Here is a 25,820-nt window from a genome sequence, read left to right as displayed (position 1 = left end):
CTGTGCCCTGGCTTCAGCGGGGCGTGCACGGCAGCGTGCCGGGACCGGGTTCGGTCGGCGAACCGGTGTCCGCGTGGTCACGGCGAAGTGGACGGGTCCACAGCCGGAACCGTCGCAGGCTACGGCTCAGATGCCGCGGGTGCCAGAACGTCCAGGCAGCGACGATGCTGGGCAACACTCCGCTCTGCGGCCTCGCTCAGGTTGTGCCAGAGATGCCACCTGTCCGCGACCTGGACCGCCTGCGGCGCTCCGGCGGCAGCGCCCTCGGCGAAGAACGGTGCTCGGTCCCGGCAGACAACCTCGACGCCTGGCCGCTGGGCGAGCCAGGCCGCCAGACCGGTGCCGCGTGCTCCTGACGGTCAGCTGCACGCCAGGACCCACAGGAAGACGGCGACGGCCCGCACCAGATCCTCCGTCTCCTCGGTCTGGACGCGCAACGCGTCGGGCACGTGGGCCAGTTCCCAGGAGGCCGGGTCCGCAGGCTCGTGCGGCTCCGCCGCCCACAGTCGCCCTACCTCCTCCGCGCTCGTCCGCAGCCGTTCGCACGCACGGGCCGTGGCGACGAGCACCTGTGCCAGCGGACCCGGGGTTCCCTGGCTGTCGCGCGGCAGCGTGTCGGCGTCGGTGGACAGCGCGTCGGCGAGGTGGACCAGGCGTGCCGCCCGCGCCCGCCAGCCCGACGCCCGGCCTCCCGGGACGGCGCGCGCGGCGGCCGGTTCCCGGTCCAGGCCGATGCGCGCCCCGGTGGACCGTTCCCGGGCGGTGGGCTCCCATGTCCCCCGCTCCCGGAGGTCGTCCGCCCGCCCCATCGCCTGACGAGCCGGCACGAGGGCCGCCGGCCAGTCGCCGCGCTCCCAGTCCGGCGTCGCCAGGACTTCCCGGACCCGGTAGCCGACCGTCAACCGCGCCCCGGCGGGCCGGGGTTGTAGGTGTTCGGGTGCGACGTGGGCCTGCAGTACGTGCCTGATCCCGACCACCGACTCGGCGCTGCCGACCCCGATGCCCCCCATTCGGGCAGCGTCGGGCAGGGGGCCCGCCGCCAGAGGGACGGCCGCGGGGTCGCAGTAGCGCAAGGTGTCGGCCAGGAGAATCTCGTCGACCAGGATCCCGGCGTCGTGAGCGGCCCGCCACAGCAGCAGGCCCACGGTGTGCGGGCCGCTCCCCCACGGCCACTTGGCACGCGGACCTGAATGCGCGTGGAACCGCCGGGGCGTCGGAGCGCCGAGGCCGCGGTCCTGCTCCTCGTACCAGCCTGCCAACAGGGCCCCCTGCCGGCAGGCCCGCTCCCATGCCCCGCACCCGTACGCGGCCCGGTGCCCCGCCTCCCACCCGTCCACGTCCACGTCTGCGTTCGCGTTCACCGGACGAACCGTACCGGGGACCCGTCGGACCGGACGCCGCCTCGGCAGCCCCGAGTTCGACGGGGCGGCGGTTCTCCGACGGCGCGGAGTTCGAGGAGCACGGTTACCCGGCACCGCGGGCACCGTCCGGGTCGCCCCGGCCGGGGGCCGGGTGCGATCCCCTGTGCGGGAGACATGCGCCAGACGTACGTCAGACATCCTGTGCGGCGAAGCCGTACCGCCACGTCGTGTGCTCGGGTTCCCAACCCCGGGAGCGGGCCAGTTCGTTGGACGCGCCCCTGGCCCCACTCTGCCGTCCGGTGCGCACCTCGGGTGCGGGCACGCCGAGGGCGGCGGCCAGGACCGGCAGCCACTGACGGCCCTCGGCCGGCTCGTCGTCCACGACGTTGACGGGCCCGGACGGCCAGTCGAGGGCGGCGACGGTGGCCCTCGCGGCGTCGGCGACGTGCACGAACGACGTCACCGAGTGATCCGCCTCGAGGTTGGCGAGCAGACGCGCGTCCGGCTCACCGGCCAGGGCCGCGGCCACGGCGCCCCCTGGTGCGTACCAGGTGCCCGGGCCGTAGAGGATGCCGTAGCGCAGTGCCACACCGGCCTCCATCTCGGCCACGGTCTCCTCCAGTGCCCGGATGCCGTCCACCATTCCTCCTCGCGGCTCGGCCGCCCCGAGATCCAGCGGTTCGGTCTCGTCCGCCGGGTTCTCCCCCGGTACGTACGCCCAGGAGATCGACTGAGCGACGATCCGTTTCACTCCGGCCGACTCGGCCGCGTCCACGAGATTGCGTGTGCCCTCGACGCGCAGCCGGTTGGTCGTCTCCCCGTCCGCGTCCGACAGGGCGGTGAGCTGATGGATCACCGCGTCCGGAGCGGTCTCGGCCATCACCCGTCGCAGGCCGTCCCTGTCGAACGCGTCCGCCTGGACGGCCGACGCGCCCTGCCGTCGTACGCGCTCGGTCCCTTCGGGCGTGCGGGAGATTCCCGTGACCTGATGTCCTTCTTTCACCAGCAGGGGTACCAGGAGGCGGCCCACTGCGCCGGTCGCACCGGCAACGAGGATGTTCATGGATGAAATCAGCCCTTTCGGTTGCAAGAGTTTCCATCTTGTACGGATATGGGTGGAGTGGGGGCGGTCACGCGGCTCGGCTCGCAAAGGGCGGCATGCCCCTGCACGGCGAGGACGGGGACACCGCCCTCACCCGACGACTCGGTACTCGCCGCCACCCGCGTCGCACCTGCCGGAAGGCGGCGCCGGAGCCGACGCCGGCCGAGGAGGCGGTCGAGCCAGGCGCCGAGCGCGGCTCCCAGGACCGGCGCCACCAGATAGATCCACAGGTCCTCGGTCCGCCCGGCGAGCACGGCGGGCCCGAGCTGACGGGCCGGGTTGACGGAGCCCCCGCTGCGGGTGCCGAGCAGGGTGATCACCAGCGCGACGGACAGTCCGATGGCGTACGGCAGCAGGCGTGAGAAGCGGGTATGGGCCAGGAGGAACCCGACGACGAGGACGATGGCCGCCATGCCTCCCACCTCGGCGAGGAACACGGACGCGGGCTGCCAGGTGGGCGCGGGCCCGATCGCGGCGTAGTCGACCGACGGGAGGGTGACCGGGCGTCCCCACACCAGACGCGCCAGCCCCGTCCCCGCGGCGGAGCCCGCGAGTTGGGCCAGCACGTAGGGCAGGACACTGCGTCCCGGGAAGGCGCCCATCAGCCACAGGGAGACCGTCACGGCCGGGTTCATGTGTCCCCCGCTGCGCCTGCCCGGCGGGGTGAGGATGAGCACGGTGAGGACGGTCCCGCCGAAGGCGCCGATGACGGTGATCGCGGCGTCGAGGTCGGCGACGCACAGCACGGAGCCCGGGTCGCGCAGCCACCGTACGGCCGTCACCGCGAGGAACAGCAGGACGGTGGCGAGCACGAACTCGTCGACGGCACGGGACAGCGACAGCCGGTGCGCGCGAGAACGAACGGTACTCACCATGATCTCCTTCACGTCAGGGCGTCGTCCGGTCAGGTGGCGATGTGCAGTGGCCGGGGACGAGGCAGGTGGACACTCCGAAGCCGTTCCAGCCGTTGAGCATCGTGATCGCGACGACGGGACGGGCCAGCTCGCTCTCGCTGAACTCGGCCGCGGCCCGCGCGTACACCTCGTCCGGCACGGGACTGTCCGTGAACACGGCGATCGCCTCGGTCAGCTCGATCGCCGCGACCTCCCCGGCCGTGTAGAAGTGCCTCGACTCCCGCCAGGCGCCGAGCTGGAGGATCCGCCCCGCCGACTCACCTGCCGCGAGCGCGTCCCTGCTGTGCATGTCCAGACAGAGGGCGCAGTGGTTGATCCGGGAGGCGCGGATCTTGACCAGGTTCAGCAGGACGGGATCGAGCCCCCGCTTCGCCGCCGTGTCCACGCGGACCAGGGCCTTGAACGCCTCCGGCGCGAGTTCCGCCCAGTCCGGGCGAGGGACGTGCTCGGGTAGACGGCCAAGGTTGTCCAGACCCACCGGGTTGTCCGTGTCGTCACGGTTCTCATGCACTTCGTTCCCGTTCATGACTGCAACGCTACGCATCCAGTGGCACTGAAGTAGGGTCCACTTCTGTGACAGATTCCCAGACCAATCCGGGGCCCGACTCGCCCTCCGGACCCGGCAGCGACCTCCATCTGGAACTGCGCGGCCCCGGACTCCGCGCCGGGCTCACGAACGCGCTCCGGGACGCCGTGCGCACCGGACGGCTGGCACCCGGCACCCGGCTGCCGCCGTCCCGCTCGCTCGCCGCCGATCTCGGTGTCTCCCGCAACACCGTCACCGAGTCCTACGCCGAACTCGTCGCGGAGGGCTGGCTCACCGCCCGGCAGGGCTCCGGGACCCGGGTGGCGGAGCGGGCCGAGCCGAGCAGAGCCGAACCCGACACCCCCCGCGCGCGGCCGGCCCCGAAACGTCCGACGTACGGACTGCGGCCGGGTTCACCGGACCTCGCGAACTTCCCCCGCGCGCAGTGGCTCACCGCCGCCCGCCGCGCCCTGACCGCGGCGCCGCACGACGCCTTCGGCTACGGCGACGCCCTCGGCCAGATCCGTCTGCGCACCGCCCTCGCGGACTATCTGGCGCGGGCCCGCGGGGTGTACGCCGTGCCGGAGCGGATCGTCGTCTGCTCCGGCTTCCACCACGGGCTCGCGCTGATGGCACGGGCGCTCAGGGCGCGGCAGGTGCGGGCGGTGGCCGTCGAGTCGTACGGACTCGACCTCTACCGCGACCTGCTGACCGACGCAGGCCTGCGCACTCCGTCCGTCCACGTCGACGAACACGGCGCGTGCACCGACGACTTGGAGCGGTTGGAGGACATCGGCGCGGTCCTGATGACACCCGCCCACCAGTACCCGACGGGGGTCGCGCTGCGCCCGGACCGTCGTACGGCGGCCGTCGAGTGGGCGCGGCGCACCGGCGGCCTGATCCTGGAGGACGACTACGACGGGGAGTTCAGATACGACCGACAGCCGGTGGGCGCCCTGCAGGGCCTCGGCCCCGAACGGGTGGTGTACTTCGGCTCGGTGAGCAAGGCACTGGCGCCCGGGGTGCGGCTGGGCTGGATGGTCCTGCCGCAGGAACTGGTCCCGGAGATCGTCGCGGCCAAGGGGTACGGCGACTACATGTCGAGTGCGCTCGAACAGCTGACGCTGGCGGAGTTCCTGACGTCGGGCGCGTACGACCGTCATGTGCGCTCGATGCGGCTGCACTACCGGCGCCGCCGTGAGCAACTGGTCACGGCCCTGGCCCACAGGGCCCCACACGTCCACGTGAAGGGCATGGCCGCCGGGCTGCAGGCGGTCGTCGAACTCCCCCACGGAACGGAGCACTCGGTCACCCAGGAGGCGGCGCGGCGGGGCCTCGCGGTCAGCGGGCTCGCGGAGTTCCGCTACGAGACGCCGGAGTCCGGCCACCGACTCCCCCCGCAGGACGCGCTCGTGGTGAACTACGCGGCTCCCTCGGACAGTGCGTGGAAGGGTGCGCTGGACGTCCTGTGCGGGGTGATGCCCTAGACGTACCGCCACGTACCGCCACGTACCGCTACGTACTGCTACGTACTGCCGGGTACCGCCGCGCTTGGCCGCGGCCGGGCAGGTTCACCGCCGTCGCCTCATCGCCCGACGACGGATTCCTCCAGGTGGGCGAAGGCGTCGGCGGCCGCGTCGGCGAGGAAGAACAGCCCGCTCAGGGGTACCGGCAGGAAGCCCTCCTCCTCCATCCGGCGGAGCTGGAGTGCCAAGCCGTCGTAGAACCCGGCCGTGTTCAGCAGCACCACGGGCTTGTCGTGCAGTCCGTGCTTCCTCAGCTCCAGGATCTCGGTCACCTCGTCCAGCGTGCCCAGGCCGCCCGCCAGCACGACCACCGCGTCCGCGCGCGCGAGCAGCAGGGCCTTGCGTGCGGCGAGGTCGTCGGCGAACACCATCTCGTCGGCGTCCTGCCTGGCCCACTCGCGCAGAAAGGCGACCGAGACTCCCACCAGCCGACCTCCGGTCTCCCGCACCCCGTCGGCGACGACCTTCATCAGTCCGGTGTCGGATCCGCCCCACACCAGGGTGTGCCCTCCCTTGCCGAGCAGTTCCGCCAGTTCGCGGGCCGGCCGGGTGTAGCGCTCGTCGAGGTCCGCGGCGGAGAGGAAGACACAGACGTTCATCGTGGGGGGAACCGCTGTCATGATCCCGACCCTACGCACCCGGCGCCCCGGCCGTGGGGGCCAATTCCCGGGTGGCGGGCCGGACCAATCCACCGCCGTGCGCTCCCCGGCAGGACGGTGCGCCCGGGCACCCGGGCGCTGTGCGAGGCCCGTCGCGCACCAGGTGGAGGTCCTGGACCTCGTCCGCCGGCTCAACCACGAGCGCGGCCGCACCGTCGTCGCCGTCCTCCACGACCTCAACCAGGCCGCCCGTTACGCCGATCACCTCGTTGCCATGAAAGCGGGCCGCATCGTCGCCCAGGGACCGCCGACCGAGGTCGTCACCGCCGACCTGGTCCAGGACGTCTTCGGTCTCTCCTGTGTCGTCGTCCCCGACCCGGTCACCGGCGGCCCGCTCGTCGTCCCCGCCCGTGTGTGGGAGACGCGGGTGCGCTGACCGCCGGATCGAGCCGCGCGGCGTGGTCACGGCCGGAACCCCTGTCAGCCGCTCACCGCACCGTCGGGAGTGCCCCGGCGCGCGGCGGCCGACCGAACCGTGGGCCTCCACGGCCGAGGCGCGCGTCCTGGAACTGCTCGCCGGGGGCGCGACCACCGCGCGGGCCGCCCGGGAGACGGGCCTGACCGTGGACGGCGTCAACTAGCACCCGCGGCTCCTGTCCGAGCACTGGGGAGCCGCCAACCGTACGGAACTGGTCGCCCGCGCCTGGGCACTCGGCGTGCTGGCACCGGGAGTGTGGCCGCCCACCGCCGTCCCCGCTCCCTGAGGTGCGGCGCGGAGAGGCGTGGTGGCCCGGGGGCAGTAGGACGGGTCCGGACCTCCCGCTCCGGCGCCGGTCGGTGTGGCCGGACGGGTCGGCGATGACGCAACGGGATGAAGCCACGGACCCGTTCGGACGCGCTTCGGCACGTCCACTCGCTCGGCCGGATCCCTTTGGCTTGTGTGAGTCCCGACATTCCGGTCGCCCCACGACGCCTTTCCAGGGCGCGCGGCGGCGTGTTCCGGACACACGTTCCCGCAGGAGGTTTGGTGAGATCGTCACATTGGTGTGCGAGCCTGGCGGCGGTGGGAGGCCTGGCAGGCTCCCTGGTGCTGGGCGCTTCCGTCTCGTCGTCCGCGGCGCCCGCGGACCGGGACAGCGGCCGTCCAGGTGCTGCCGCGCACGCCTGGCCCGTCAAACCGGCTCCGGGAGTGGCGCGTTCGTCCGCGCTGCCGAAGGCCACTGTCGGCGGGCCCGTCCAGCCGTGGGTGTGCAGGGGGCTGGTGCCCGCTCCCATCGCTCCGGCCCTGCGCCCCTACTTCTTCTGCGGTGACTGGCGGCTGGGCCCCAAGTGGCTGCCGACGCAGGGAGCGCTGGGGCACATCCTCCACCGGTACGACCGGCTCGGCGGCCTCACCGCCGTGCGGTTCCTGAACCGGTGGTGGGACCCCTCCGCCGACTCGGGCCAGGGCGACTGGCGTTACCCGCCGGACGACGGTTACACGCACAGGAACCAGACGGTGCTCGCCGCTCCTCTCGTGCTCCACGCGGGCCTGAAGGTGGACCGGTTCGGCGCCGAGGCGGGCCGGTTCCTCGCCCCGGCGGGCACCAAGTACGGGAAGCGGTCGATCCCGCCGTCGAGCCTCAACACCATGGATCCGCGCTACCCGTACGACTACCACGTGTACAAGGTGGCCAAGGACGTGACGGTGTGTGCGGGAAAGACCGCCCCCGGGTTCGAGCAGCCGGGCCTCGGCACCCAGTACGTGACGTCGAGTCAGTTCTGTCCCGGCATCCCGCGTACCACGGTGGGGGACCTGGTGCGCAACGGCACCCTGGTGCGCGTCATCAAGTAGTCCCGCCCTCCCGCAATCGCGCACGATCCCGCTGAAGCCGGGCCCGGACATGTCGGGCCCGGCTTCAGCCCTGATGAAAGACTGGCGCCATGGACCGGTTCGAGCTGTGCCAGGCCCTACGGGCGGCCGGGGTCCCCTCCGCGTACTACGAGATCCCGGACTGCCCCGGCGACCACCGTGCGGCGGACCGCTACTTCCTCGAGGAACGTGACGGGGAGTGGGTGGTGGGCGTCCACGAGCGGGGACGGCGCGAGGTCTTCGAACGGTTCACCGAGGAGGCCCGGGCCTGCGGCTGGCTCTACGACCGTCTCACCGACGAGGGACCGGCCCCCGGCCCCGCGTAACCTCACCGCACGGGGGGGGACGAACCGTGACCGCGCGGCAGGGATCGCGTCCGCGCGGCGCTCCGGGTGTCCGCGGCTCCGGCGTCACCTCCGCCGAGCGGTCGGACGGGGCCCGGCGCTCAGATGTGCTGGACGGCGCCGTGCTCGATGAGGCTTCTGACGCAGTCCAGTACGGTCTCGCGGGCGGGCCGGGGCTGCCAGCCGAGGACCCGCCCGGCCTTCTCCGTGCTGTGACGGTTGCGGCGGCCGAGGGCCGGCGTGATCTCGCGCAGCGACCGGTCCCGGAACCGGGCCGCGAGCCGGACCACGAAGTCCGGGACCTGCCGGGTGGAGACCCGGCGGCCGTCGGCTCCGAGGCCGTCCCGCAGGATGCGGGCCATCTCGGTCATCCAGGTGAACTCGCCGGTGGCGAGGAAGCGTTGGCCGGCGGCGTCCGGCGACGTCATCGCCCTGATGTGGATGTCCACGAGATCGCGGACGTCCACGATCTCCAGTCCGATCCGCGGGATGCCGGACATGGCGCGGAGGGTCCCGTTCAGCACCGGGCTGTTATGGACTGGGCCGGACGGCGGACGCGCCCGCATCGCACGATCATGCCGGTGCCGGTAGTCAGAAATCGGCGGGCAGCCCACGGTGGCGACGGGCTCCACGGGGGCCGGAAATCCTGGGAGAAGCGCACCCCCCTTTCGGCCCGTCGCAGGGCTTTCAGGCGTTCTAACCTCGACGGCATGAGCTCCAAGACGCTCGCCGAACGGGCGGCGTGGGACTTCATGGAGAGTCACGCGGGCCCCACCGAACTGACCACCGTGTTTCCCGGCGCCGTGTTCGGCCCCGTCCTCACGACGGCCAACTTCGCGGGCGGGCCCCATGTCCAGCAGCGACCAAGCCAGACCACCCTCCCAACCGGCCTCCCGGCGGGCCCAGCCGGTAATCGCCGCGATCACGGCTTCGGACCCGCCGACCGTCGCCTGGAAGTGTCGGTCGGCGGCACCGTCCCGGTACTCCAGCGTGTAGTCACCACCGGCCTTGTGCCAGACCTGGGCGAAGACGTCAGGCAGGTCGGGTATCCGCTGGACCACCAGGAACCGGTCACCGTCACCACCGATTCGCCGGACCAGCCCGGCCAGCTCCTCGGCGGACACACGGACGTGCCGCTCCCAGTTCTCCGTCTTCACCGCGATCTCCAGCATGCGCAGACTCTGACACACCCCTCTGACTGCCGACCTCCCAGGACCCGACCAGCCCTGAACCCGGGGGTCGTTGGCCAAGGAATGACGACAGTCCCTGATTCATGTCCGGCCGGCCATGTCCGCAGTCGGATGATGGGGGCTGCCGCGGTCGCGGTGCCGAGGTGAACGCGGCGGCGCTTGTCATTGCGAGTGGCCACGGCCGGGTGCTGCAAGATCTTCCCGCTGGTGGATCACTAGGGGGCCCACTGCTTCCAGGCCCTAATGTTGGTGCATGCTCAAGATGCCGTCACGGGTCGAACTGCACCCGCTCACCCACGCCGACCAGGACGAGTTCTGCATGCTCGTACGGGCCAGCACCGGGCTGCACCTGCCGTGGATGCAACTACCCGGAACCGCTGAGGAGTTCCAGGACTGGATGCGCCGCTTCGACGACGGCACCAACCTGGGCTTCCTGGTCCGCGTCGCGGAGACCGGCGCGGCCGCCGGCATGGTCAACATCAACTCGATCATCCGAGGCCGCTACCAGGGCGCGTCCCTCGGCTACGCGGCCTTCGCCCCGTCCGCAGGACTGGGTTACATGACCGAGGGGCTCACCATCACCCTCCAGCACGCATTCACCGACCTGCGACTCCACCGGCTGGAGGCCAGCATTCAGCCCGCGAACAAGGCGTCCCTGGCCCTGGTCCAGCGGCTGGGCTTCCGCCACGAAGGGGTTTCTCCCGCCTACCTCTACATCGACGGGGACTGGCGGGACCACGAACGCTGGTCCATCACCGCGCCGAACCCCTGGACACCCGATCCGTCGCTTCCCGAGACCTGAGTCCCGAGGCGCCGCTCAGGAGAACACCCTGATGCCGCAAGGCACCGTTCGCGACTGGTAGGTGGCCGGACGCCCACGCCCGGTCGCGGGAAAAGACCCGTGCCGGCCAGTGCCCGTAGGGTGCTCGGGTGTTCAATCGGTTCGAGGTCAGTGTGCTGCCGCCGGGCCGGCGGTGGGCTGCCCAGTTGCGGTTCCGGCTCGACGGCGAGGACGTGGTGGCAGAGGCGGCCGGAGAGGGAGGCCACGGCCCGTTTGCCGAGGATGCGCTCCCCTCTGACGGTCACGGCCCCCTCTGGGCGACCGGCGGGGGGCGACGTGTCGTGCTGGGCGAGCCCGAGTGCACGGGTGGGTGCTGTGGCTTCCTGTCCGTGTTCGTGCAGCGTCACGGCGGGATCGTGGAGTGGTCGGATTGGCAGGTGCCCGTTGACACGGTGCGGCCCCCAGCGTTCTCTTTCGACGCCGATCAGTACGACGCCGAACTGACCCGAGCACTGGCGGACCGGCGGTGCCGGGTCCAGCAGTGAGGGACGCGCCGTCCGCCCTGTGACAGGGCACCAGGTGGCTCACCCCGCCCCTGAAGCGCCTGAGGAAGCGCATCCGTAGGCGAGGTCCGCGAGGTGTGGGGGGGGCATCTCGCCCAGTCGAGAAGGCGGTCCGGCTGATCGAATCCCACGTCATCCGTCGCGGCGACTCGTGCCCTCGATCCCCCCGGCTGCCCCCCGCCCGCAGCGAAGGTGGGTGTGCGGCACCCGGGGAAACCGCGGCCTGGCTACCCCGGTGAGCCCGGTCGACGCTGGTGTCCGCAAGCCGATGCGCACAAGCCCACCGCGCCTCTGGGCGAGGAAGAGGACACCCATGAACGTCAACGACACCACCAGTGCCGCCGTGCTCGACCAATTGCAGCGGCAGTCCGCCGACCCGCAGCGACGCATCCTGTTCACCGGCGCGACCATCGTCACGATGGATCCGGAACTCGGAGTCCTCTCCGGCGGTGAGCTGCTCGTCGAAGGCAGCACGATCACCGCCGTCGGACGCGATCTCGGAGCGGACGGCGCCGTGGTCGTCGACGCCACCGACGCGATTCTCGCCCCCGGCTTCGTGGACACCCACCGGCACGCCTGGGAAGCTCAACTGCGCCGGATCATGCCGGACGTCGACGACCTCGGCGGCTACGTGACGACCACCCTGGCCGGCTACGCCCCTGTCTACCGACCCCAGGACATGTATGTCGGCACCCGGCTGGCCGCTCTGACCGCGATCGACAGCGGCATCACCTGCATGCTCGACTTCTCCCACAACTCCCGCAGCTCCGAGCACTCCGACGCCGCCGTCCAGGCCCTCCTCGACACCGGCATCCGCGGCGTGCACGCCTCCATGGGCCCGCACTTCGGCGACTGGGACCGGCAGTGGCCCGGTGACCTGACCCGGCTCAAGAACCAGTTCTTCACCAGCGACGACCACCTGCTGACCCTGCGGGTGGCCGCCCTCGCGACCGACGAGATCGCCGGACCCGGCCTCGCCTACGGGCCTGAACTGGCCCGAATCGCCGAGGATCTGGGGGTGGGCGTGAGCGTCGACGCCGTCTTCGGCATGGCGTCGTCCGGGGCCGTGCTGCGCTGGAACAAGGAAGGAATCCTCGGCCCGGACGTCACCCTCATCCACGCGACGGGGCTCAGCGCCGAGGCGTGGCAGGCGATGGGGGACTCCGGCACCACCGTGGCGCTCGCGCCCACGTCCGACGCGCAGATCGGGCTGGAGACCGCGATCCCCGCCGTCGACGAGGCCCTGGCCGTCGGCATCCGGCCCGGACTGAGCATCGACGTCGAAGTGGCCCTGTCGAGCGACATGTTCACCCAGATGCGAGCCCTGCACGCCATTCAGCGGATGCGCGCCGTCAACGCCGCCCACCACACTGACCAGCAGCCCTCACGCATCAGCACGCACGATGTGCTGGACTTCGCCACCCTGCAGGGGGCCCGCACCAACGGCCTCCAGGCGGTGACCGGTTCACTCACCCCGGGCAAGAAGGCCGACCTGCTGGTCATCCGGGCCGAGGACCTCAACAACATGCCTCTCAACGACCCTGTCGCCACGGTCGTGTTGGGCTCGGACGCCCGCAACATCACCGCCGTCCTCATCAACGGAGACGCCCGGAAGTGGAACGGCCAGGTTCTCGACGTCGACCTGCCTGCTCTGCGCAGCCAGGTGCACGCCTCGCGTGAGTACGTCCTGAACACCTCCGCCATCGGCTGAGAGCCCCTTCGGCTTCAGCGCCGACGGCCCCTTCGCGTCGCCAGGACCCCGGGGCGCCTTCGCACCGGCCCACGCCCCGGAGCCGCGGCGCCCTTCGGGCCGCGCAGAAGGATGACGTACGCCCGGCAACCGCACGGCCTGGCCGCGTACCGCGTCGGCCGTGACCCCGACCGCGGGGCCTGAGGTCGACCGCGCCTCGGGCCCACCGACGACCAGAGGAACCACCATGACGGACACCACCACCACGACCGCGGCTCCGCGCCGCGACGACGCCGTTCTGAGCGAGTTGCGAAGCCCTCAGGGCCGGCCACTCCTGCTGGCCGGCGGCGCGGTCGTCACCGGAAACCCGCTGATGGGCGACTGGCAGAAAGCCGACGTCCTCATCGGCGGCTCACTGATCGTGGGAGTCGGCCCTGGCCTGCTGACGGCGGCGGGCGACGACAACATGATCGTCATCGATTGTGCGGGCACCGTCGTCCTGCCGGCCGCGACCGACTTCGCGGAGGCCGCCAACAGCGGCACTCTCACTCCGGGCAAGGCCGCCGACGTCGCCGTTCTCCAGCTGGCCGACGCCCCCGGAACCCCGGTCGGCGCGGTCCCGGCCCGAGGCACGCATCTCGACGTCCTGGTCACCGGAGGCCGGGTCCGCCTCTGGAACGGCCGGCCTCTGGAAGAAACCACCGCCGCCGCCATACCGAACGAAGCGCCCGTCTTCGACCCGGCACACCCGTTCACGGGGATGTGGGTCGAGGAGAACAACTTCGTACGCCAGGAACTGCTGCCCGACGGACGCTACGACGAGGCGCGCGGCGACCGCCCGAGCGCCTATCAGGGCCGCTACTGGATTGACGGCACGCGCATCGACTACCTGGACGACCTGGGTTTCTGGGCCTTCGGTGAGTTCAAGGACGGCGCCCTGCACCACGCCGGATATCGCTTCACCCGGCGTTGACCCCGAGCTGGGCGCGGTCACGGAGCTCCGGCCGGCGCCGTCGCGGTGCCGACCGCGGTCGACGTCCCGGCCGCCGTCCGGACGCACACCGTCGTCCGGGTCTCCTCGACCGGACGGCTGTCCCAGGGACCAAGGAGCAAGGAGCAAGGAGCAAGGAGCAAGGAGTCAGGGTGCAGCGCTGCCGGGCACGTCGGAATCGATCCTGGCGAGCAGTCGGTCGTAGACGTCCGCCAGCGTTGCCACCTCTTCTTCGGTGAGGGACTCGAAGAAGTACCGTCGCACGACCTTGACGTGTTCCGGCGCGGCGGCCGTAATGGCGGCACGGCCTGTCGGCGTGAGGCGGATCATCAATCCACGGGCGTCGGTGGCGCAGTCCTCACGCTGAACGAGCCCCCGCTGCTCCATGCGTCGCACCTGGTGCGACAGGCGGCTGCGTTCCCAGCCCACCATGCGCCCCAGTTCCCGGAATCGGAGTACCCCGTCCGGGGCCTCGGACAAGGGAACGAGGAGCTCGTAGTCCACCGAGGACAGACCGGCGTCCTCGCTGAGTTGCTGGTTGATCACGGACTCGATGCGACGGCGCAGATCCAGAAACGAGTGCCAGACATGAGCCTCTTGCTCGTTCAGCCACTGCCCTCGTCCCATGCTGCGAGGATATCAAAAAGTTGACACGCCAACAAAATGTGTGCGGCCTCGAGGCGGTACTCGCGGTCACGGGCCGCAGCCCGGCTCGGCAGCCGGTAGGCCGCCGAGAACAGGTCAGAAGGTGATGACGACCTTGCCGGGCAGGTGTGTGTGGGCGTAGTCGGTCAGTGCCTGCGCGGCATCCGCGAAGGAGTAGCGCGCGCCGATCTCGACGATGAGGTGTCCCTCGGCCGCTTGGGCCGCAAGGGCTTCGAGCCGCCCGGCAGGCGTCCGGGTGCCGGTGTAGACGGCGGTGACGTCGCGGTCGAAGGCCGGAGGACCCATCAAGGGGGAGACCAGACGGCCACCCGGGCGCGCCGCGGCAGCGGCGCCGGCCAACGCCGGTCCCGCATGGGTCAGATCGATCACGACGTCGACGCCGCCGGGGGCCCAGCGCAGAGCCTCCGCGGTGACGTCGGAGTTCATGTAGTCGACGGTCGCATCGGCGCCGAGCCGCCGCAGAAGGTCCTCCTCGTCGGCTCGCGCGGTGGCCAGGACCTTGGCGCCGGTCTGCTTGGCGAGCTGTACCGCGAAGGAGCCGACGCCCCCGGAGGCGCCGACCACGAGCACCCTCTCGTCGTCCTGCGGCTTGGCTTCGTCGACGAGTGCGGCCGCCGTGAGCGCGGCGGTCGGGAGTGCGGCCGACTCGGCCGGACCCAGCGTGGCCGGGCGCAGGGCGGCGGAAGGAGCATTCTCGACGAGCGCGTACTCGGCGAGGCCGCCAGAAGGCACGCCGTTCCAGGCGAGGATGCGGTCCCCCGCACCGAAGCGGGACACGCCCTCGCCGACCGCCTCGACGACGCCGGTGACGTCGACGCCCGGCACGAAGGGGTGCTGGATCGGCAGATGATCCTTGACCGCTCCGGTGACCAGGGCGAGGTCGATGGCGTTCAGCGCCGACGCCTCGGTGCGGACCAGGACTTGGCCCGGTCCGGGCGTGGGCTTGGGCACGTCCGAGAGGGTCAGATTCTCCACGGGCCCGTAGGAGCGGGCGACCAGTGCCTTCATGGGGTTCTCCTTGAGGGTGTCCCACATCGGTGCGGGCCAGGACTGTGAGCCCCTCCGTCTCGGGGGCGGGTCACACCAGGACGTTTGTTGATGGATCCACAATAGAGTCTATTGTTGAAGTGTCAACAGTGCCGACGTCATCCGACGCCCCACGCGCCCGCGCCCGTTCCGGACGGCGCGTCCGCCCGAGTCACACCCCGTCGTGAACGGCGAGCACGATCTTGCCCCGGTGTTCCCTCCGCTCCAGACGCTCGTGCGCGGCACGTGCCCGTTCGAGGGGGAACACCGCCTCGACCGGCACCCGGTACCGGCCCGCCGCGACCTGTTCGGCGAGTTCCCGCAGGTCCGCGCGGGGGTCGTAGCCGTGGATCTGCAGGTTGGTGAGCTGGAAGCCGAGGACGGACGCGTTCTTCGGATAGAAGTCACGGGTGTCGACGACGCTCGGCTCCAGGGCCACGTTGGCGAGGGCGACCACCCGTCCGCCGTGGCCGACCTCGCGCAGACTCCGCCCGAAGGCGGGGCCGCCGACGGTGTCCAGGACGATGTCCGCCCCCCGCCCCCCGGTCAGCCGCAGCACCTCGTCGACCTCGGCGTCGTCGGGGTGCACGGAGGTGTCGAGGATGTCGTGCGCACCGAACCCGGCAGCCCAGGCGGTCTTCTCCGGTGAGCCCGCCGACGCGATGACACGGGCGCCGGCACCGGCCGCGATCTGCACGGCCGCACTGCCCACCCCGCTCGCGGCGGCCTTCACCAGTACGGTGTCGTCCTTGGTCACCTTCGCCAGACGGAGCAGGCAGTACCAGGCGGACAGCCACGCCACGGGCAGGGTGGCGGCCTGCGTCAGCTCGACGCCGTCCGGGAGCACGGTCACCCGCTCGGCCGGTACGACGGCCAACTCGGCGTAGAAACCAGGTGCGTTCACCCCGTCCAGGGCCATGACCCGCTGTCCGACCCCGACTCCGGTCACCCCCTCCCCCACGGCCACCACGACGCCGGACGCCTCGACGCCCGGGATCAGCGGCGGACGGCCGGCCCGGTGGTACACCCCGGCCCGCACGAGCGCGTCCGCCCGGTTCACCCCCGCCGCCGCGACCCGCACCAGCACCTGACCTGGGCCCGCGACCGGGTCCGGCACCTCCACCGGGACCAGCACCTCGGGCCCGCCGAACTCCTCGATCCGCACCGCACGCATACCTGCTCCCTCGGAACGTACCGGAGCCCCACGCGCCGGACGGCGCGCCCAGTGACACCGGTTGAAGTGGTGTCACTGTGCGACACCTCATGAACTGGTGTCAAGGCGTTAGACTCGGGCCATGTCCTCAGCCCCCGCCCCCGAGCCGCAGACGGCGTTCCCCTTCATCGGCGGACGACCCGCCCTGAACTTCGTCGCCACGCTCGGCAAACGGCACGACACGCCGCTCGAACGGCTCCCGGACCCCGAGGCCCTCGCGCGCTGGATCACCGAGGCGGGCCTGCACACGGGAACGGACGACGGGCCGGTGCGGATCAGCGAGGCCGATCTCGGCCACGCCCGCTCACTGCGGGAGGCCGTCTACCGCCTCGTACGCGCCGCGATGCTCGAAGAGGCGGCGGACCCGGGCGACGTCACGCGGGTGAACGAAGCGGCGGCTCTGCCCGACCTCGCACCCCAGTTCGCCGAGCCGTACGCCGGCCCGCGGCCGCCCCTGCGCTGGACCGCCGCGCGTCCCGGCCCCGCGGCTCTGGCGACCGTGGCCCGGGACGCCGTCCTCCTGATCGGCGGCCCCCTGCTGGGCAGGGTCAAGGAGTGCGAGAACCCCACGTGCTCCCTGCTCTTCCTGGACGACTCCCAGGCCCGCCGCCGCCGCTGGTGCTCCATGGACCGCTGCGGCAATCTCGCCAAGGTGGCCGGCTACCGGTCCCGCAGCCGCGCCGCCTCCCCCCGGTGAGGGAGAGTCGTCTCCACCCGCCCGGCGACCGTGGGGCCCGCGAGCCTGCGTACCCCTGACACGCGCGCGCCGATGGCCGGCGCGTCGGCGGTCGGTGCGTCGGCGGTCGGTGCGTCGGCGGGACAGATCAGGGAAGGGGCCCGGCGACGACAAATTTGGCTTCGTTGCGGACAGTTACAGTCCTCGATCAGCACGTTCGGTACAGGGACGAAAGGGGAAAAGGCCAAGGATGCGAGACGTACGTGGTGTGTGGGCCGTGGTGGGACCACAGTTCCGGAAGTGGCACCAGGAACCCGTGGTCGTCCAGTCGGTGCGGTCGGCCGCGGCGGCGAGCATCGCGTATGTGATCGCGGTCCGGCTCAGCCCCGAGCCCGCACCGCTCACCGCCCCGCTGACCGCGCTCCTCGTCGTACAGGTCACGCTCTACTCCACCCTCACCACCGGCATCCGCCGGGTGAACTCCGTGGTGGCCGGCGTCATGGTCGCCATCGGCTTCAGCCTGCTCGTGGGGCTGACCTGGTGGAGCCTGGCCCTGCTCATCCTCGCCTCGCTGGCCGTCGGCCACCTGGTGCGGGTCAGCGAGTTCGTACCCGAGGTGGCGATCAGCGCCATGCTCGTCCTCGGCGTGACCCGGGTCGGGGACACCGCCTGGGCCAGGGTCCTGGAGACGCTGATCGGCGCGGTGGTCGGGCTCGGCTGCAATCTGCTGTTCGCTCCCCCCGTGTGGGTGGGCGCGGCCGGCCAGTCCATCGAGGACCTGGCACGGCGCGTACGCCAGTTGATGCTGCGCATGGGCGAGGAGGCGGCGGGTCGCACCCCCGTGGAGCACGCCACCGCCCGGCTGCACGAGGCGCGGCGCCTGGACCACGACATCGTCGGGGTGGACGCGGCACTGCGGCAGGCCGAGGACAGCCTGAAACTCAATCCCCGCGTCCGTGAGGGCCTGCTGCACCGGATCGTGCTGCGCACCGGACTCGACACGCTGGAGATCTGCACGGTGGTGTTGCGGGTGCTCGCGCGCACCCTCACCGACCTCGCCAAGGAGCGCGATCCCGAGCCCCTGTTCGAACCGCAGGTGGGTGCGGTGCTGGAGCAGCTGCTGAGCGAGGTCGCCGACGCCGTGGTGAGTTTCGCCGTCCTGGTGACCACGGACGTCAGCCACAGCGCCGAGTCGGCGGAGACCCGGCTCGCCGCGGAGCTGACCACGGCGTCGGCGACCCGCGACAAACTCGCCCAGCTGCTGCTCGACGGGGTCCAGCGGGACGCCCGTCAGTGGCAGCTGCACGGCGCCGTCCTCACGGAGGTCAACCGCATCCTGGACGAGCTCGACACGGAGCACCGCTCGCGGCGGCTGATGGAGGAACTCGACCGCGGCGCGCGCGAGCAGCGCGAGCGCCGGCCTCACCTCACCCGTCTGCGGGAATACCTGCGCGTCCCGCTGCCGCGCCGCAGCCGGAACCGTCCGGCGGCCTCGCGACGTTCTCTGTAGGAAGCCCGTGCCACGCCGGGGAGGCGTGGCGCCGACGACGAGGGGGAGCGCGGATGACCGAAGGCGCCGTACGGATCGAGGGGAACTCACTCCTGCTGCCGGGGGGTGTGCGGATCCGCTTCATGCGGACGCTGCGCCTGCCCGAGACGGGTACGCACGGACTGCCGCCCGGCCTCGGAGAGTTCCCCCTGCGCCGCGTCGAGGACCACGCGGACACCGTGCCCGCCGCATGGCGTGCGCGCGGCGGTGTGATGCTGCCGGTCCATCTGCGCGAGGCCATGTGGCTGAGCTTCGCGGGCTCGACGGAACCGGCCGCACTGCAGGTCGGGGTGGGCAAGGTGTGCGCGATCTCGGGCAGCCCCTGGAGCCCGCGGCTTGCGCTGGACCCGCAGAACCACGTGGTGCTGCCGCGTCAGCCGTGGCTCGACGGCATCAACTCCGGCAAGGGGAAGGTCCGCCAGTTCGTGGCCGTGCCCCTCGGGCTCGGGGCCACGGTCGAGGGCCAGGTGACCGGTGAGGAGGTGTGGGGCGGCATCCAGCTGCAGTCGTTCCCCCTCCGTGCGGCGGAGCTCGCGAAGTGGCGCGAGCAGGAGCGCCGCCGGGCCGGGACCCGCAGGTCGGCCGGGGCCATGTCCGGCTACGGGGCCGCTCCCCCGGCGCCCGGCGGCGTGCCGGCCCCCGCTCCCGCCGCCGGCCGTGCGAGAAGCGCGCCGGCCATGGGGCTCGGTGTGGGCGGCTCGATGCGTCAGGAGATCTATCCGGCCGACCGGCCGCTCGACGCCTGGGCCGCGGAGCCGGGCCGCGTGTTCGTCCACCTCGTGACGCCCCCCGAGTGGCGGCGCGTCACGGGCGAGGAACCCCCGCCGTCACCCGTGGACCGCGCGGCCTACACCCGGGCCGGGCTGCCCTGGTTCGAGTACTACGACCAGGACGCCGGGGACGTGGCCCCCACCGACACGCTGGGCGCGGTGCGGCCGGTCGGCGAGTGGCTCGGCGCCGACCACGAGCCCTGGCAGACGCCCTCGCCCGAGCAGGTGATTCCGCTCGGGGACGCACCGGGCAAACCGGTCGCGGACGGTGACTGGTAGGAACCGGTGCGCGTTGCGTACCGTGCAACGTCCCGCGCCGTCTTTGCACCGCACGGGTGTCGCACGTCATGGTGGGTGTCACGGCTGAGGCGACCGACACCCGAGGTGCAGGCATGAGCAGTGGTGCAGAACCGGCGCGCGGCGCGGGCGGCGGCTGGAGCAGGCGCCGGTTCGTCGGAGCGCTGACGGGAGCCGTCGCGGCGACGGCACTGCCCGCGCCGGCCGCGCCCCGCGCCGAGCCCGCGGACGCCGTGACGGCGCCCACCGTCGGCTCACACCCGACCGGCGGCTCATCCGCTCCCACCGTCCGGCCCCTGTTCGTCGGCACGTACACCTCGGTCGACGGGGGTGGGAAGGGGATCGGACTGGCCACGTACGACCCCGTCACGGGCGCCGTCAAGGCCACCGGCACGGTCACCGGCGTCGCCGACCCCTCGTACCTCGCCGTGCATCCGGACGGCCGCACCCTGTACGCCGTCGACGAGCGGCCCGAGGGCGGGGTGACGGCCGTACGCCTCGCGGGCAACAAGGTGCTCGGCACCCGTGGCACGGGAGGCTCGGGCCCCTGCCACCTGTCCGTCCACCCGAGCGGGCGCTGGCTGCTGAGCGCCAACTACGGCTCGGGCAGTGTGGCCGTGCACCCCATCGACGCCTCGGGCGCGATCGGCGAGCGCACGGATCTGGTCACGCACTCCAGCCCGGCTCCCGGCCCCGGGCAGCAGGGGCCGCACGCCCACCAGTTCCTCACCGGCCCGGACGCCGGCCATGTCCTCGCCGTCGACCTGGGCACCGACACCGTCTACAGCTACCGTCTGGACACGTCCAAGGGCACTCTCGCCGAGGTGTCCCAGGCGCACACCCGTCCGGGCGCGGGCCCCCGCCACCTCACCTTCCACCCCGGAGGCCGCTTCGCCTACCTCGCCAACGAGGTGGACAACACGGTCGTGGTCTGCGGGTACGACCGGACGAGCGGGCGGCTCACGCCGGGGGACCCGCAGTCCACGGGTACGGGGACGGGCACCAACTACCCGGCGCAGATCCTGGTGACATCTGACGGCGCGTACGCCTATCTGGCCAATCGTGGCGCCAACAGTCTGACGCGCTACGCGGTCGAGGCGGACGGCGCCCGGCTGAGGCTCCTGGACACCGTGCCGGCCGGCGGCGACTTCCCGCGCCAGATCGCCTTCTCGCCCGACGAGCGGCTGCTGTTCGCGGCGAATCAGCGCTCCGGCACGGTCAGCGTCTTCCATGTCGACGGAGCGAGCGGCGGCCTCCGGCTCGCGGGCGAGCCGTTCGCGTCACCGGTCGCCGTCTGCGCGCTGCCGCTGTAGCGCACGAGGGCGGGTGATGGAGCTCGCCTGCGTGAGCAGCACATGCATCCGCTCGGTGAGCTGGGAGACGTCGTCGGCGGGTGCGTGGAAGGGCAGGCGCACATCGCCGTCGCCCCGCGCCCGCTCGATGCGCAGCGTCAGGCCGTGCCGGTCGACGGCGAGCGGCTGGACGCGGACCGCGCCGTGCAGGCTCTCGGGCTCGACGAGGCGGGTCAGCCGCTCGACGGCGTCGGGGTGCGCGTCGGCGAGGTGGGTGAGCAGGGCGGCCTCGGCCGTCGCCAGCGGATCGGGGACGGCGTCGGCGAACTCGTCGAGGCGGACCACGACGGCGCCGGACGCGTCGCGCAGCACGACGCGTGAGGCCTGGAACTCCAGACGTCCCTCCCCCACCACGAACCAGCCGGCCATCCAGAGGCGGGTACGGATCCGGCGGCGTACGGGAACGGGCGCGACGTCCGCGAACTCCAGGACGGCCGACGGCTCGCCGCGGGGCGCGCAGATGGCGGCGGCGAGCAGCGAGCTGTCGTCCGGCACGTGCAGGAGGACCCTGCCGTCCGCGGCGACGGTGTGCGCGCCGAGGAGCTCCTCCCGGCCGCCCTCGGCGGTCACCGCGCAGGACCAGGCCGCGGCGAGCACCGAGCGGCCGCGCTCGGCAACGGCGGGCGCGGCCGTCCAGACATGACGGTCACCCATTCGGTCACCCATCCCAACCTCCATTTAGGTAAGCCTTGCCTAACCTATCGAAGATCCGGGTGTGCGCCAACCGTGCCGCAGCCATGTCACCCCCAGGGGCTACGAGGCGATCGCGCCCAGCAGCGCCCGCGCGCAGAGATCGCGCAGCTGTTGCCGCGTCAGCTCCGCTCCCCGCAGCCACTCCAGACACACGGCCGTGGTGAAGGCGAGCCAGCCGCGCACGGCGATCCGGAGTTCGGGCCGTTCCACGGCCGCGCGGCCGAAGTCCGGGTCCGCCGCGAGCGCCTCCAGGATCTGCCGCTCCTGGGCGGCCAGGGCCCGCCGGTAGACCGCGCGCACCGCCTGGTCACCGGCCGCGTCGGCACGATGGAAGGCACGGAAGCCGTGGGCATGGGTCTCGACGTACGCCAGGAAGGTGTCCAGCCCGGCACCGAGCTGCTCCCGCACGGCGACCCCGGGCACCGCCGCCGTCATGCGCAGCATGCGCTCGCTCTCGCGCTCCACGACCGCGGCGAAGAAGTCCCGTTTGGTCGGGAAGTAGTGGTACAGAAGACCGCGCGACACACCGGCGATCTCGGCGACCTGCTCGATCCACACGTCGTCGTACGGACTCTCCGAGAACAGCCGCGCCCCCACCGAAAGAAGCTGCTCCCGACGCTCCGCGCTACTGAGCCGACGGCGCGTGCGCTCCTCCCGTTCCCCCCGACTCCCGGCCATGTCCGCACCTTACTTGACGTCGGTTCAGCAACGGGAACAGACTGGAATCCGCTGTTGAACCCGCGTACAACAGAGCCGAACGGCCGCAGGCACAAGGGAGATCGCGTGATGGCGGAGACGACAGGGGCCGCACTGCCCAAGGGGTTCCGCAGTGCCGAGCTGGGCTGGCCGGAGCTGCGCCGCATCCCGCATCCGCCGTACCGGATCCCGGTCGTCGGGGATGTGATCGGCTCCAACGTCCGCTCCCCGTTGCAGGATTCGATGCGCTTCGGGCGGCAGCTCGGCCCGATCTTCCGGCGCAGGGCCTTCGGCAAGGAGATCGTCTTCGTGTGGGGCGCGAAGCTCGCGGCCGAACTGGCGGACGAGGCCCGGTTCGCCAAGCACGTGGGGCTCGGGGTCGCCAATCTCCGGCCGGTCGCGGGGGACGGGCTGTTCACGGCCTACAACCACGAGCCGAACTGGCAACTCGCGCACGACGTGCTGGCCCCCGGGTTCAGCCGCGAGGCCATGGAGGGCTACCACCCGATGATGCTGGCCGTCGCCGAGCGGCTGACCGACCGCTGGGACCGGGAGCGAACGGCCGGACGCACGGTCGACGTGCCCGCCGACATGACGAAACTGACGCTGGAGACGATCGCCCGCACCGGCTTCGGCCACGACTTCGGCTCCTTCGAACGCACCCGACCCCACCCCTTCGTGACCGCGATGGTCGGCACCCTGACCTACGCGCAGCGCCTCAACGTGCTCCCCGCGCCGCTGGCACCCGTGGTGCTGCGAGGCGCCACCCGGCGCAACGCGGCGGACATGGCCTACCTCAACCGCACGGTCGACGCGGTCGTGGCGGCCCGACAGCGCACCTCGGGCGAAGGGGACCTGCTCGACCGCATGCTGGAGACCGCGCACCCCGGGACCGGGGAGCGGCTGACGCCCGAGAACATCCGCCGTCAGGTCATCACGTTCCTCGTCGCCGGTCACGAGACGACCTCGGGCGCGCTCTCGTTCGCCCTGCACTACCTCTCCCGGCACCCCGGCATCGCCGCCCGCGCCCGGGCCGAGGTGGACCGCGTCTGGGGCGACACGCCCCGGCCGGGCTACGACCAGGTCGCCAAGCTGCGGTACGTGCGCCGGATCCTCGACGAGTCGCTCCGGCTGTGGCCGACGGCGCCCGCCTTCGCGCGCGAGGCCCGGGAGGACACCGTGCTGGGCGGCGTCCACCCGATGCGGCGGGGGGCGTGGACCCTGGTGCTGACGGCGATGCTGCACCGCGATCCGGACGTCTGGGGAGCCGATGCCGAGGCCTTCGATCCGGACCGTTTCGACGCGCAGGCCGTGCGGTCCCGGCCCGGCCACGCCTTCAAGCCGTTCGGGACCGGCGCCCGCGCCTGCATCGGCCGTCAGTTCGCGCTGCACGAGGCGACGCTGGTCCTCGGGCTGCTGCTGCGCCGCTACGAACTGCGCCCCGAGCCGGACTACCGGCTTCGCATCGCCGAACGACTGACCCTGATGCCGGAAGGACTGCGGTTGCACCTCGAGGAGCGGGCGCCGGCACCGGGCTCAGTGCCGGGACGTCCAGTGATCCGGTCGGCCGACTGACCGCGGCAGCCTGGTGCCGGCGCCGCCCCGGGCCGCGTTCACCTGGGGCTGGGTCAGGAAGAACGCCCCGGTCAGATCGGCGTCCGTGAGATCGGTGTCCCGCAGGTCGGCGCCGATCAGGTCCGCGCCGCGCAGATCCGCACCCGTGAGGTCGGCGGCGATGAGGTAGGCGCCGCGCAGGTCCGCACCCCGCAGGTCGGCGCCTTTGAGACGGGCGCCCATCAGGTCGGCGCCCCGGCGGTCCTTCTTCCCGCCGTTCTTCCCGCGCCCGGCTCCCGCCCGCACCAGTTCGCTGGCACGCAGCAGCAGCACGTTGACGTCCTGCCGGTGCGCACCGACGTCCAGCTCCCCCAGCTCTCCGGGGGTCAGGCGGGTCAGCCGTTCGGTGGTCACGAGCGCACGGCGGACGTCGGCGTGCACCGGGCCGGCCGCGGGCAGCGTCAGCGCCTCGTTCAGGTACCAGAGCAGTTCGTGGAGCTGACGGACGACCGGGAACACGTCGAACATCTGCCGGGCGCGCTCCCGCGGGACGGAGTGCCAGTCCTGGCCGCCGAAGGTGACCTGGGACACCTTCTGCCCGGCGCCGAAGCAGTCGTACACCGTGCAGCCCGTGAAGCCCTTCTGACGCAACCGCGTGTGGATGCCGCACCGGGAGTCGGCCGCCAGGTTCGGGCAGGGCTTACCGGCGTCCTTGTCGATCGCGAAGTCGGCCGAACGGGCGAAGGGCAGCGCGACGCAGCACAGCCCGAAGCACTCGCCGCAGTCGGCCCGCAGCTCCAGGAGCCGGTCCGTGGCTGTTCCGCTGTCTTCCTGCATGCCCCCAGCCTACTGACCCGCGAACCACGGCCTGAACTGGGCCGATGACATGACCGGCAACCGATCCGGAGGGCCGGGCGAGCGGCTGCGGTGGGGGCGTCCGCCGGAGACCGGGACGCACAGGAACGCCTCGGCTCTGGAGGTTTTCGGTCGCACGGGGTATCGAGGCGGCCATGGACGACACACTCCCGCCCGGCCTGCCCGTCCCTCCCCCGCTCGGCGCGAGCGCGCTCCCGCCCGGAACGTACGACAGCACGCTGGTCATGGTCACCGGCGGCGGCACCGGGCTGGGCAAGGCGATCGCGGCGGAGTTCGCGCGGCTCGGCGCCGATCTGCTGCTGGTGAGCCGCGGCCCGGAGCATCTGCGCTCCGCCCGCGCCGAGCTGGCCCGGCTGGGCACCCGGGTGGCGACGGCGGTGTGCGACGTACGGGACGCGGACCGCATCACCGAGGTCTTCGACGGTTGCCCGCTGCCCGGGGTACTGGTGAACAACGCGGCCGCCAACTTCCCCGTGCCCGCTGAGGAGATGACGCCGAACGCCTGGCGGGCGGTCGTCGACATCACCCTCACCGGGACCTTCCTGATGACGCGCGAGTTCGGCCGCCGACATCTGGCCGCGGGCACACCCGGCTCGATCATCGACGTCGGCGCCTCGTACGCCTGGACCGGCGGCCCGGGATACGCGCACAGCGCGGCGGCCAAGGCGGGGGTGCGCAACCTGGTGGAGACCCTGGCCGTGGAGTGGGGCCCGTACGGCATCCAGGTCAACGGGCTGGTGCCCGGTCTGATGCCGCACGAGGACATGACCGCCGACATCCGGGGAGCGCTGGACCGGGCCGGGACGCACGACGCGCGACAGCCCGCGCTGCGGGTCGGCGCGCCGCGCGAACTCGGCTGGGCCGCCACCTTCCTGGCCTCCCCCTACGCCCGTTTCATCACCGGCCACACCCTGGTGGTGGACGGTGCGAACTGGCAGCGCAGGGGGCTTGTCGGCGCACCGGTGGTACCGGTGCGCGACCAGCTGGGGCTCGGCCCCTTCACCGGCTGACGG

26 protein-coding genes and 2 pseudogenes are annotated in these 25,820 nt (G+C 72.2%); 15 read left to right on the top strand and 13 right to left on the bottom strand.

The window, feature by feature from the left end:
* Positions 1-119: 119 nt before the first annotated feature.
* From OHB41_RS52430 to OHB41_RS41635, 5 genes are all read right to left on the bottom strand, one after another.
* A complete protein-coding gene (locus OHB41_RS52430) occupies positions 120-335 on the bottom strand; it encodes a transposase (protein WP_353962922.1) in 216 nt (71 codons plus the stop codon).
* 24 nt (positions 336-359) lie between these two features.
* Complete coding sequence (locus tag OHB41_RS41650) at positions 360-1,361, bottom strand: hypothetical protein (RefSeq protein ID WP_266705109.1); 1,002 nt, start codon at positions 1,359-1,361, stop codon at positions 360-362.
* A 190-nt stretch (positions 1,362-1,551) separates the two neighbouring features.
* The gene (locus tag OHB41_RS41645) at positions 1,552-2,424 is read right to left on the bottom strand and encodes an NAD-dependent epimerase/dehydratase family protein (protein ID WP_266705107.1); all 873 of its coding nucleotides are present in this window, start codon (positions 2,422-2,424) and stop codon (positions 1,552-1,554) included.
* 8 nt (positions 2,425-2,432) lie between these two features.
* Complete coding sequence (locus tag OHB41_RS41640; protein ID WP_266705105.1) at positions 2,433-3,338, bottom strand: MIP/aquaporin family protein; 906 nt, start codon at positions 3,336-3,338, stop codon at positions 2,433-2,435.
* Between the two features lie 13 nt (positions 3,339-3,351).
* A complete protein-coding gene (locus tag OHB41_RS41635; protein WP_266705103.1) occupies positions 3,352-3,903 on the bottom strand; it encodes a carboxymuconolactone decarboxylase family protein in 552 nt (183 codons plus the stop codon).
* A gap of 47 nt (positions 3,904-3,950) precedes the next feature.
* Here OHB41_RS41635 and pdxR point away from each other — a divergent pair, with 47 nt between their 5' ends.
* On the top strand, positions 3,951-5,390 hold the full coding sequence (pdxR, locus tag OHB41_RS41630; RefSeq protein WP_266705101.1) for a MocR-like pyridoxine biosynthesis transcription factor PdxR: 1,440 nt from the start codon (positions 3,951-3,953) through the stop codon (positions 5,388-5,390).
* 98 nt (positions 5,391-5,488) lie between these two features.
* On the opposite strand, the gene OHB41_RS41625 is transcribed toward pdxR, so the two are convergent.
* A complete protein-coding gene (locus tag OHB41_RS41625) occupies positions 5,489-6,028 on the bottom strand; it encodes an LOG family protein (RefSeq protein WP_266706525.1) in 540 nt (179 codons plus the stop codon).
* 151 nt (positions 6,029-6,179) lie between these two features.
* Here OHB41_RS41625 and OHB41_RS41620 point away from each other — a divergent pair.
* From OHB41_RS41620 to OHB41_RS41605, 4 genes and pseudogenes are all read left to right on the top strand, one after another.
* Positions 6,180-6,464: pseudogene (locus OHB41_RS41620) on the top strand (cobalamin/Fe(3+)-siderophore ABC transporter ATP-binding protein); the annotation flags it as partial.
* 112 nt (positions 6,465-6,576) lie between these two features.
* A pseudogene (locus tag OHB41_RS41615) lies at positions 6,577-6,792 on the top strand (diguanylate cyclase); the annotation flags it as partial.
* A 299-nt stretch (positions 6,793-7,091) separates the two neighbouring features.
* The gene (locus tag OHB41_RS41610; protein WP_266705099.1) at positions 7,092-7,862 is read left to right on the top strand and encodes a TNT domain-containing protein; all 771 of its coding nucleotides are present in this window, start codon (positions 7,092-7,094) and stop codon (positions 7,860-7,862) included.
* Positions 7,863-7,951: 89 nt separating this feature from the next.
* Positions 7,952-8,206, top strand: a complete 255-nt coding sequence (locus OHB41_RS41605; RefSeq protein ID WP_266705097.1) for a hypothetical protein — start codon at positions 7,952-7,954, stop codon at positions 8,204-8,206.
* Between the two features lie 119 nt (positions 8,207-8,325).
* Here the strand turns inward: OHB41_RS41605 and OHB41_RS41600 are convergent, their stop codons facing one another.
* Complete coding sequence (locus OHB41_RS41600; protein ID WP_266705095.1) at positions 8,326-9,396, bottom strand: Rossmann-fold NAD(P)-binding domain-containing protein; 1,071 nt, start codon at positions 9,394-9,396, stop codon at positions 8,326-8,328.
* A 271-nt stretch (positions 9,397-9,667) separates the two neighbouring features.
* On the opposite strand from OHB41_RS41600, the gene OHB41_RS41595 reads away from it, so the two are divergent.
* The 4 genes from OHB41_RS41595 to OHB41_RS41580 all read left to right on the top strand — a co-directional run bounded on the left by OHB41_RS41595 (position 9,668) and on the right by OHB41_RS41580 (position 13,421).
* Positions 9,668-10,216: a GNAT family N-acetyltransferase gene (locus OHB41_RS41595; RefSeq protein WP_266705093.1), complete on the top strand. Its 549-nt coding sequence runs from the start codon at positions 9,668-9,670 to the stop codon at positions 10,214-10,216.
* Between the two features lie 128 nt (positions 10,217-10,344).
* Positions 10,345-10,740, top strand: coding sequence for a hypothetical protein (locus OHB41_RS41590; protein ID WP_266705091.1), 396 nt, complete (start codon positions 10,345-10,347; stop codon positions 10,738-10,740).
* 331 nt (positions 10,741-11,071) lie between these two features.
* A complete protein-coding gene (locus OHB41_RS41585; RefSeq protein WP_266705089.1) occupies positions 11,072-12,469 on the top strand; it encodes an amidohydrolase family protein in 1,398 nt (465 codons plus the stop codon).
* Positions 12,470-12,695: 226 nt separating this feature from the next.
* Positions 12,696-13,421, top strand: coding sequence for an Atu4866 domain-containing protein (locus OHB41_RS41580; protein ID WP_266705087.1), 726 nt, complete (start codon positions 12,696-12,698; stop codon positions 13,419-13,421).
* Positions 13,422-13,586: 165 nt separating this feature from the next.
* Here the strand turns inward: OHB41_RS41580 and OHB41_RS41575 are convergent, their stop codons facing one another.
* The 3 genes from OHB41_RS41575 to OHB41_RS41565 all read right to left on the bottom strand — a co-directional run bounded on the left by OHB41_RS41575 (position 13,587) and on the right by OHB41_RS41565 (position 16,305).
* On the bottom strand, positions 13,587-14,066 hold the full coding sequence (locus OHB41_RS41575) for a MarR family winged helix-turn-helix transcriptional regulator (RefSeq protein ID WP_266705085.1): 480 nt from the start codon (positions 14,064-14,066) through the stop codon (positions 13,587-13,589).
* Positions 14,067-14,180: 114 nt separating this feature from the next.
* Complete coding sequence (locus tag OHB41_RS41570; RefSeq protein WP_266705083.1) at positions 14,181-15,113, bottom strand: NADP-dependent oxidoreductase; 933 nt, start codon at positions 15,111-15,113, stop codon at positions 14,181-14,183.
* A gap of 190 nt (positions 15,114-15,303) precedes the next feature.
* Positions 15,304-16,305, bottom strand: coding sequence for a quinone oxidoreductase family protein (locus tag OHB41_RS41565; protein WP_266705081.1), 1,002 nt, complete (start codon positions 16,303-16,305; stop codon positions 15,304-15,306).
* A gap of 121 nt (positions 16,306-16,426) precedes the next feature.
* Between OHB41_RS41565 and OHB41_RS41560 the strand changes: the two genes are divergently transcribed.
* The 4 genes from OHB41_RS41560 to OHB41_RS41545 all read left to right on the top strand — a co-directional run bounded on the left by OHB41_RS41560 (position 16,427) and on the right by OHB41_RS41545 (position 20,949).
* Positions 16,427-17,041 carry a CGNR zinc finger domain-containing protein gene (locus tag OHB41_RS41560; RefSeq protein ID WP_266705079.1) on the top strand — a complete coding sequence of 205 codons (615 nt, stop codon included), beginning with the start codon at positions 16,427-16,429 and terminating at the stop codon, positions 17,039-17,041.
* 229 nt (positions 17,042-17,270) lie between these two features.
* Positions 17,271-18,530, top strand: a complete 1,260-nt coding sequence (locus OHB41_RS41555) for an FUSC family protein (protein ID WP_266705077.1) — start codon at positions 17,271-17,273, stop codon at positions 18,528-18,530.
* A 53-nt stretch (positions 18,531-18,583) separates the two neighbouring features.
* Complete coding sequence (locus OHB41_RS41550; RefSeq protein WP_266705075.1) at positions 18,584-19,618, top strand: hypothetical protein; 1,035 nt, start codon at positions 18,584-18,586, stop codon at positions 19,616-19,618.
* Positions 19,619-19,731: 113 nt separating this feature from the next.
* Complete coding sequence (locus OHB41_RS41545; RefSeq protein WP_266705073.1) at positions 19,732-20,949, top strand: lactonase family protein; 1,218 nt, start codon at positions 19,732-19,734, stop codon at positions 20,947-20,949.
* Here the strand turns inward: OHB41_RS41545 and OHB41_RS41540 are convergent.
* Positions 20,917-21,642 carry a DUF2470 domain-containing protein gene (locus OHB41_RS41540; protein WP_266706523.1) on the bottom strand — a complete coding sequence of 242 codons (726 nt, stop codon included), beginning with the start codon at positions 21,640-21,642 and terminating at the stop codon, positions 20,917-20,919. The genes OHB41_RS41545 and OHB41_RS41540 overlap by 33 nt on opposite strands.
* Before the next feature lie 99 nt (positions 21,643-21,741).
* Entirely contained in the window at positions 21,742-22,359 is a 618-nt protein-coding gene (locus OHB41_RS41535) for a TetR/AcrR family transcriptional regulator (RefSeq protein WP_266705071.1), read from the bottom strand.
* A gap of 108 nt (positions 22,360-22,467) precedes the next feature.
* Here OHB41_RS41535 and OHB41_RS41530 point away from each other — a divergent pair, with 108 nt between their 5' ends.
* Positions 22,468-23,952 (top strand): cytochrome P450, encoded by a 1,485-nt coding sequence (locus tag OHB41_RS41530; protein ID WP_266705069.1) that lies wholly within the window; start codon positions 22,468-22,470, stop codon positions 23,950-23,952.
* Here the strand turns inward: OHB41_RS41530 and OHB41_RS41525 are convergent.
* The gene (locus OHB41_RS41525; protein ID WP_266705067.1) at positions 23,914-24,768 is read right to left on the bottom strand and encodes a pentapeptide repeat-containing protein; all 855 of its coding nucleotides are present in this window, start codon (positions 24,766-24,768) and stop codon (positions 23,914-23,916) included. The genes OHB41_RS41530 and OHB41_RS41525 overlap by 39 nt on opposite strands.
* Before the next feature lie 173 nt (positions 24,769-24,941).
* Between OHB41_RS41525 and OHB41_RS41520 the strand changes: the two genes are divergently transcribed.
* A complete protein-coding gene (locus tag OHB41_RS41520; protein WP_266705065.1) occupies positions 24,942-25,817 on the top strand; it encodes an SDR family oxidoreductase in 876 nt (291 codons plus the stop codon).
* The last annotated feature ends 3 nt before the right edge of the window (positions 25,818-25,820 follow it).

Origin of the sequence: Streptomyces sp. NBC_01571 (assembly GCF_026339875.1) — a bacterium.
Taxonomy (GTDB): Bacteria; Actinomycetota; Actinomycetes; order Streptomycetales; family Streptomycetaceae; genus Streptomyces.
The sequence above is the reverse complement of the archived record's forward strand: the minus strand, read 5'-3'. Positions and strand labels throughout refer to the sequence as shown.

What these genes read in the sequence shown, in the direction of transcription:
- OHB41_RS41645 (WP_266705107.1), bottom strand. Translation starts at nt 2,424, where the DNA reads ATGAACATCCTCGTTGCCGGTGCGACCGGCGCAGTGGGCCGCCTCCTG.
- OHB41_RS41640 (WP_266705105.1), bottom strand. Translation starts at nt 3,338, where the DNA reads ATGGTGAGTACCGTTCGTTCTCGCGCGCACCGGCTGTCGCTGTCCCGT.
- OHB41_RS41635 (WP_266705103.1), bottom strand. Translation starts at nt 3,903, where the DNA reads ATGAACGGGAACGAAGTGCATGAGAACCGTGACGACACGGACAACCCG.
- OHB41_RS41625 (WP_266706525.1), bottom strand. Translation starts at nt 6,028, where the DNA reads ATGAACGTCTGTGTCTTCCTCTCCGCCGCGGACCTCGACGAGCGCTAC.
- OHB41_RS41605 (WP_266705097.1), top strand. Translation starts at nt 7,952, where the DNA reads ATGGACCGGTTCGAGCTGTGCCAGGCCCTACGGGCGGCCGGGGTCCCC.
- OHB41_RS41600 (WP_266705095.1), bottom strand. Translation starts at nt 9,396, where the DNA reads ATGCTGGAGATCGCGGTGAAGACGGAGAACTGGGAGCGGCACGTCCGT.
- OHB41_RS41595 (WP_266705093.1), top strand. Translation starts at nt 9,668, where the DNA reads ATGCTCAAGATGCCGTCACGGGTCGAACTGCACCCGCTCACCCACGCC.
- OHB41_RS41585 (WP_266705089.1), top strand. Translation starts at nt 11,072, where the DNA reads ATGAACGTCAACGACACCACCAGTGCCGCCGTGCTCGACCAATTGCAG.
- OHB41_RS41580 (WP_266705087.1), top strand. Translation starts at nt 12,696, where the DNA reads ATGACGGACACCACCACCACGACCGCGGCTCCGCGCCGCGACGACGCC.
- OHB41_RS41575 (WP_266705085.1), bottom strand. Translation starts at nt 14,066, where the DNA reads ATGGGACGAGGGCAGTGGCTGAACGAGCAAGAGGCTCATGTCTGGCAC.
- OHB41_RS41570 (WP_266705083.1), bottom strand. Translation starts at nt 15,113, where the DNA reads ATGAAGGCACTGGTCGCCCGCTCCTACGGGCCCGTGGAGAATCTGACC.
- OHB41_RS41565 (WP_266705081.1), bottom strand. Translation starts at nt 16,305, where the DNA reads ATGCGTGCGGTGCGGATCGAGGAGTTCGGCGGGCCCGAGGTGCTGGTC.
- OHB41_RS41560 (WP_266705079.1), top strand. Translation starts at nt 16,427, where the DNA reads ATGTCCTCAGCCCCCGCCCCCGAGCCGCAGACGGCGTTCCCCTTCATC.
- OHB41_RS41555 (WP_266705077.1), top strand. Translation starts at nt 17,271, where the DNA reads ATGCGAGACGTACGTGGTGTGTGGGCCGTGGTGGGACCACAGTTCCGG.
- OHB41_RS41550 (WP_266705075.1), top strand. Translation starts at nt 18,584, where the DNA reads ATGACCGAAGGCGCCGTACGGATCGAGGGGAACTCACTCCTGCTGCCG.
- OHB41_RS41545 (WP_266705073.1), top strand. Translation starts at nt 19,732, where the DNA reads ATGAGCAGTGGTGCAGAACCGGCGCGCGGCGCGGGCGGCGGCTGGAGC.
- OHB41_RS41540 (WP_266706523.1), bottom strand. Translation starts at nt 21,642, where the DNA reads ATGGGTGACCGTCATGTCTGGACGGCCGCGCCCGCCGTTGCCGAGCGC.
- OHB41_RS41535 (WP_266705071.1), bottom strand. Translation starts at nt 22,359, where the DNA reads ATGGCCGGGAGTCGGGGGGAACGGGAGGAGCGCACGCGCCGTCGGCTC.
- OHB41_RS41530 (WP_266705069.1), top strand. Translation starts at nt 22,468, where the DNA reads ATGGCGGAGACGACAGGGGCCGCACTGCCCAAGGGGTTCCGCAGTGCC.
- OHB41_RS41525 (WP_266705067.1), bottom strand. Translation starts at nt 24,768, where the DNA reads ATGCAGGAAGACAGCGGAACAGCCACGGACCGGCTCCTGGAGCTGCGG.
- OHB41_RS41520 (WP_266705065.1), top strand. Translation starts at nt 24,942, where the DNA reads ATGGACGACACACTCCCGCCCGGCCTGCCCGTCCCTCCCCCGCTCGGC.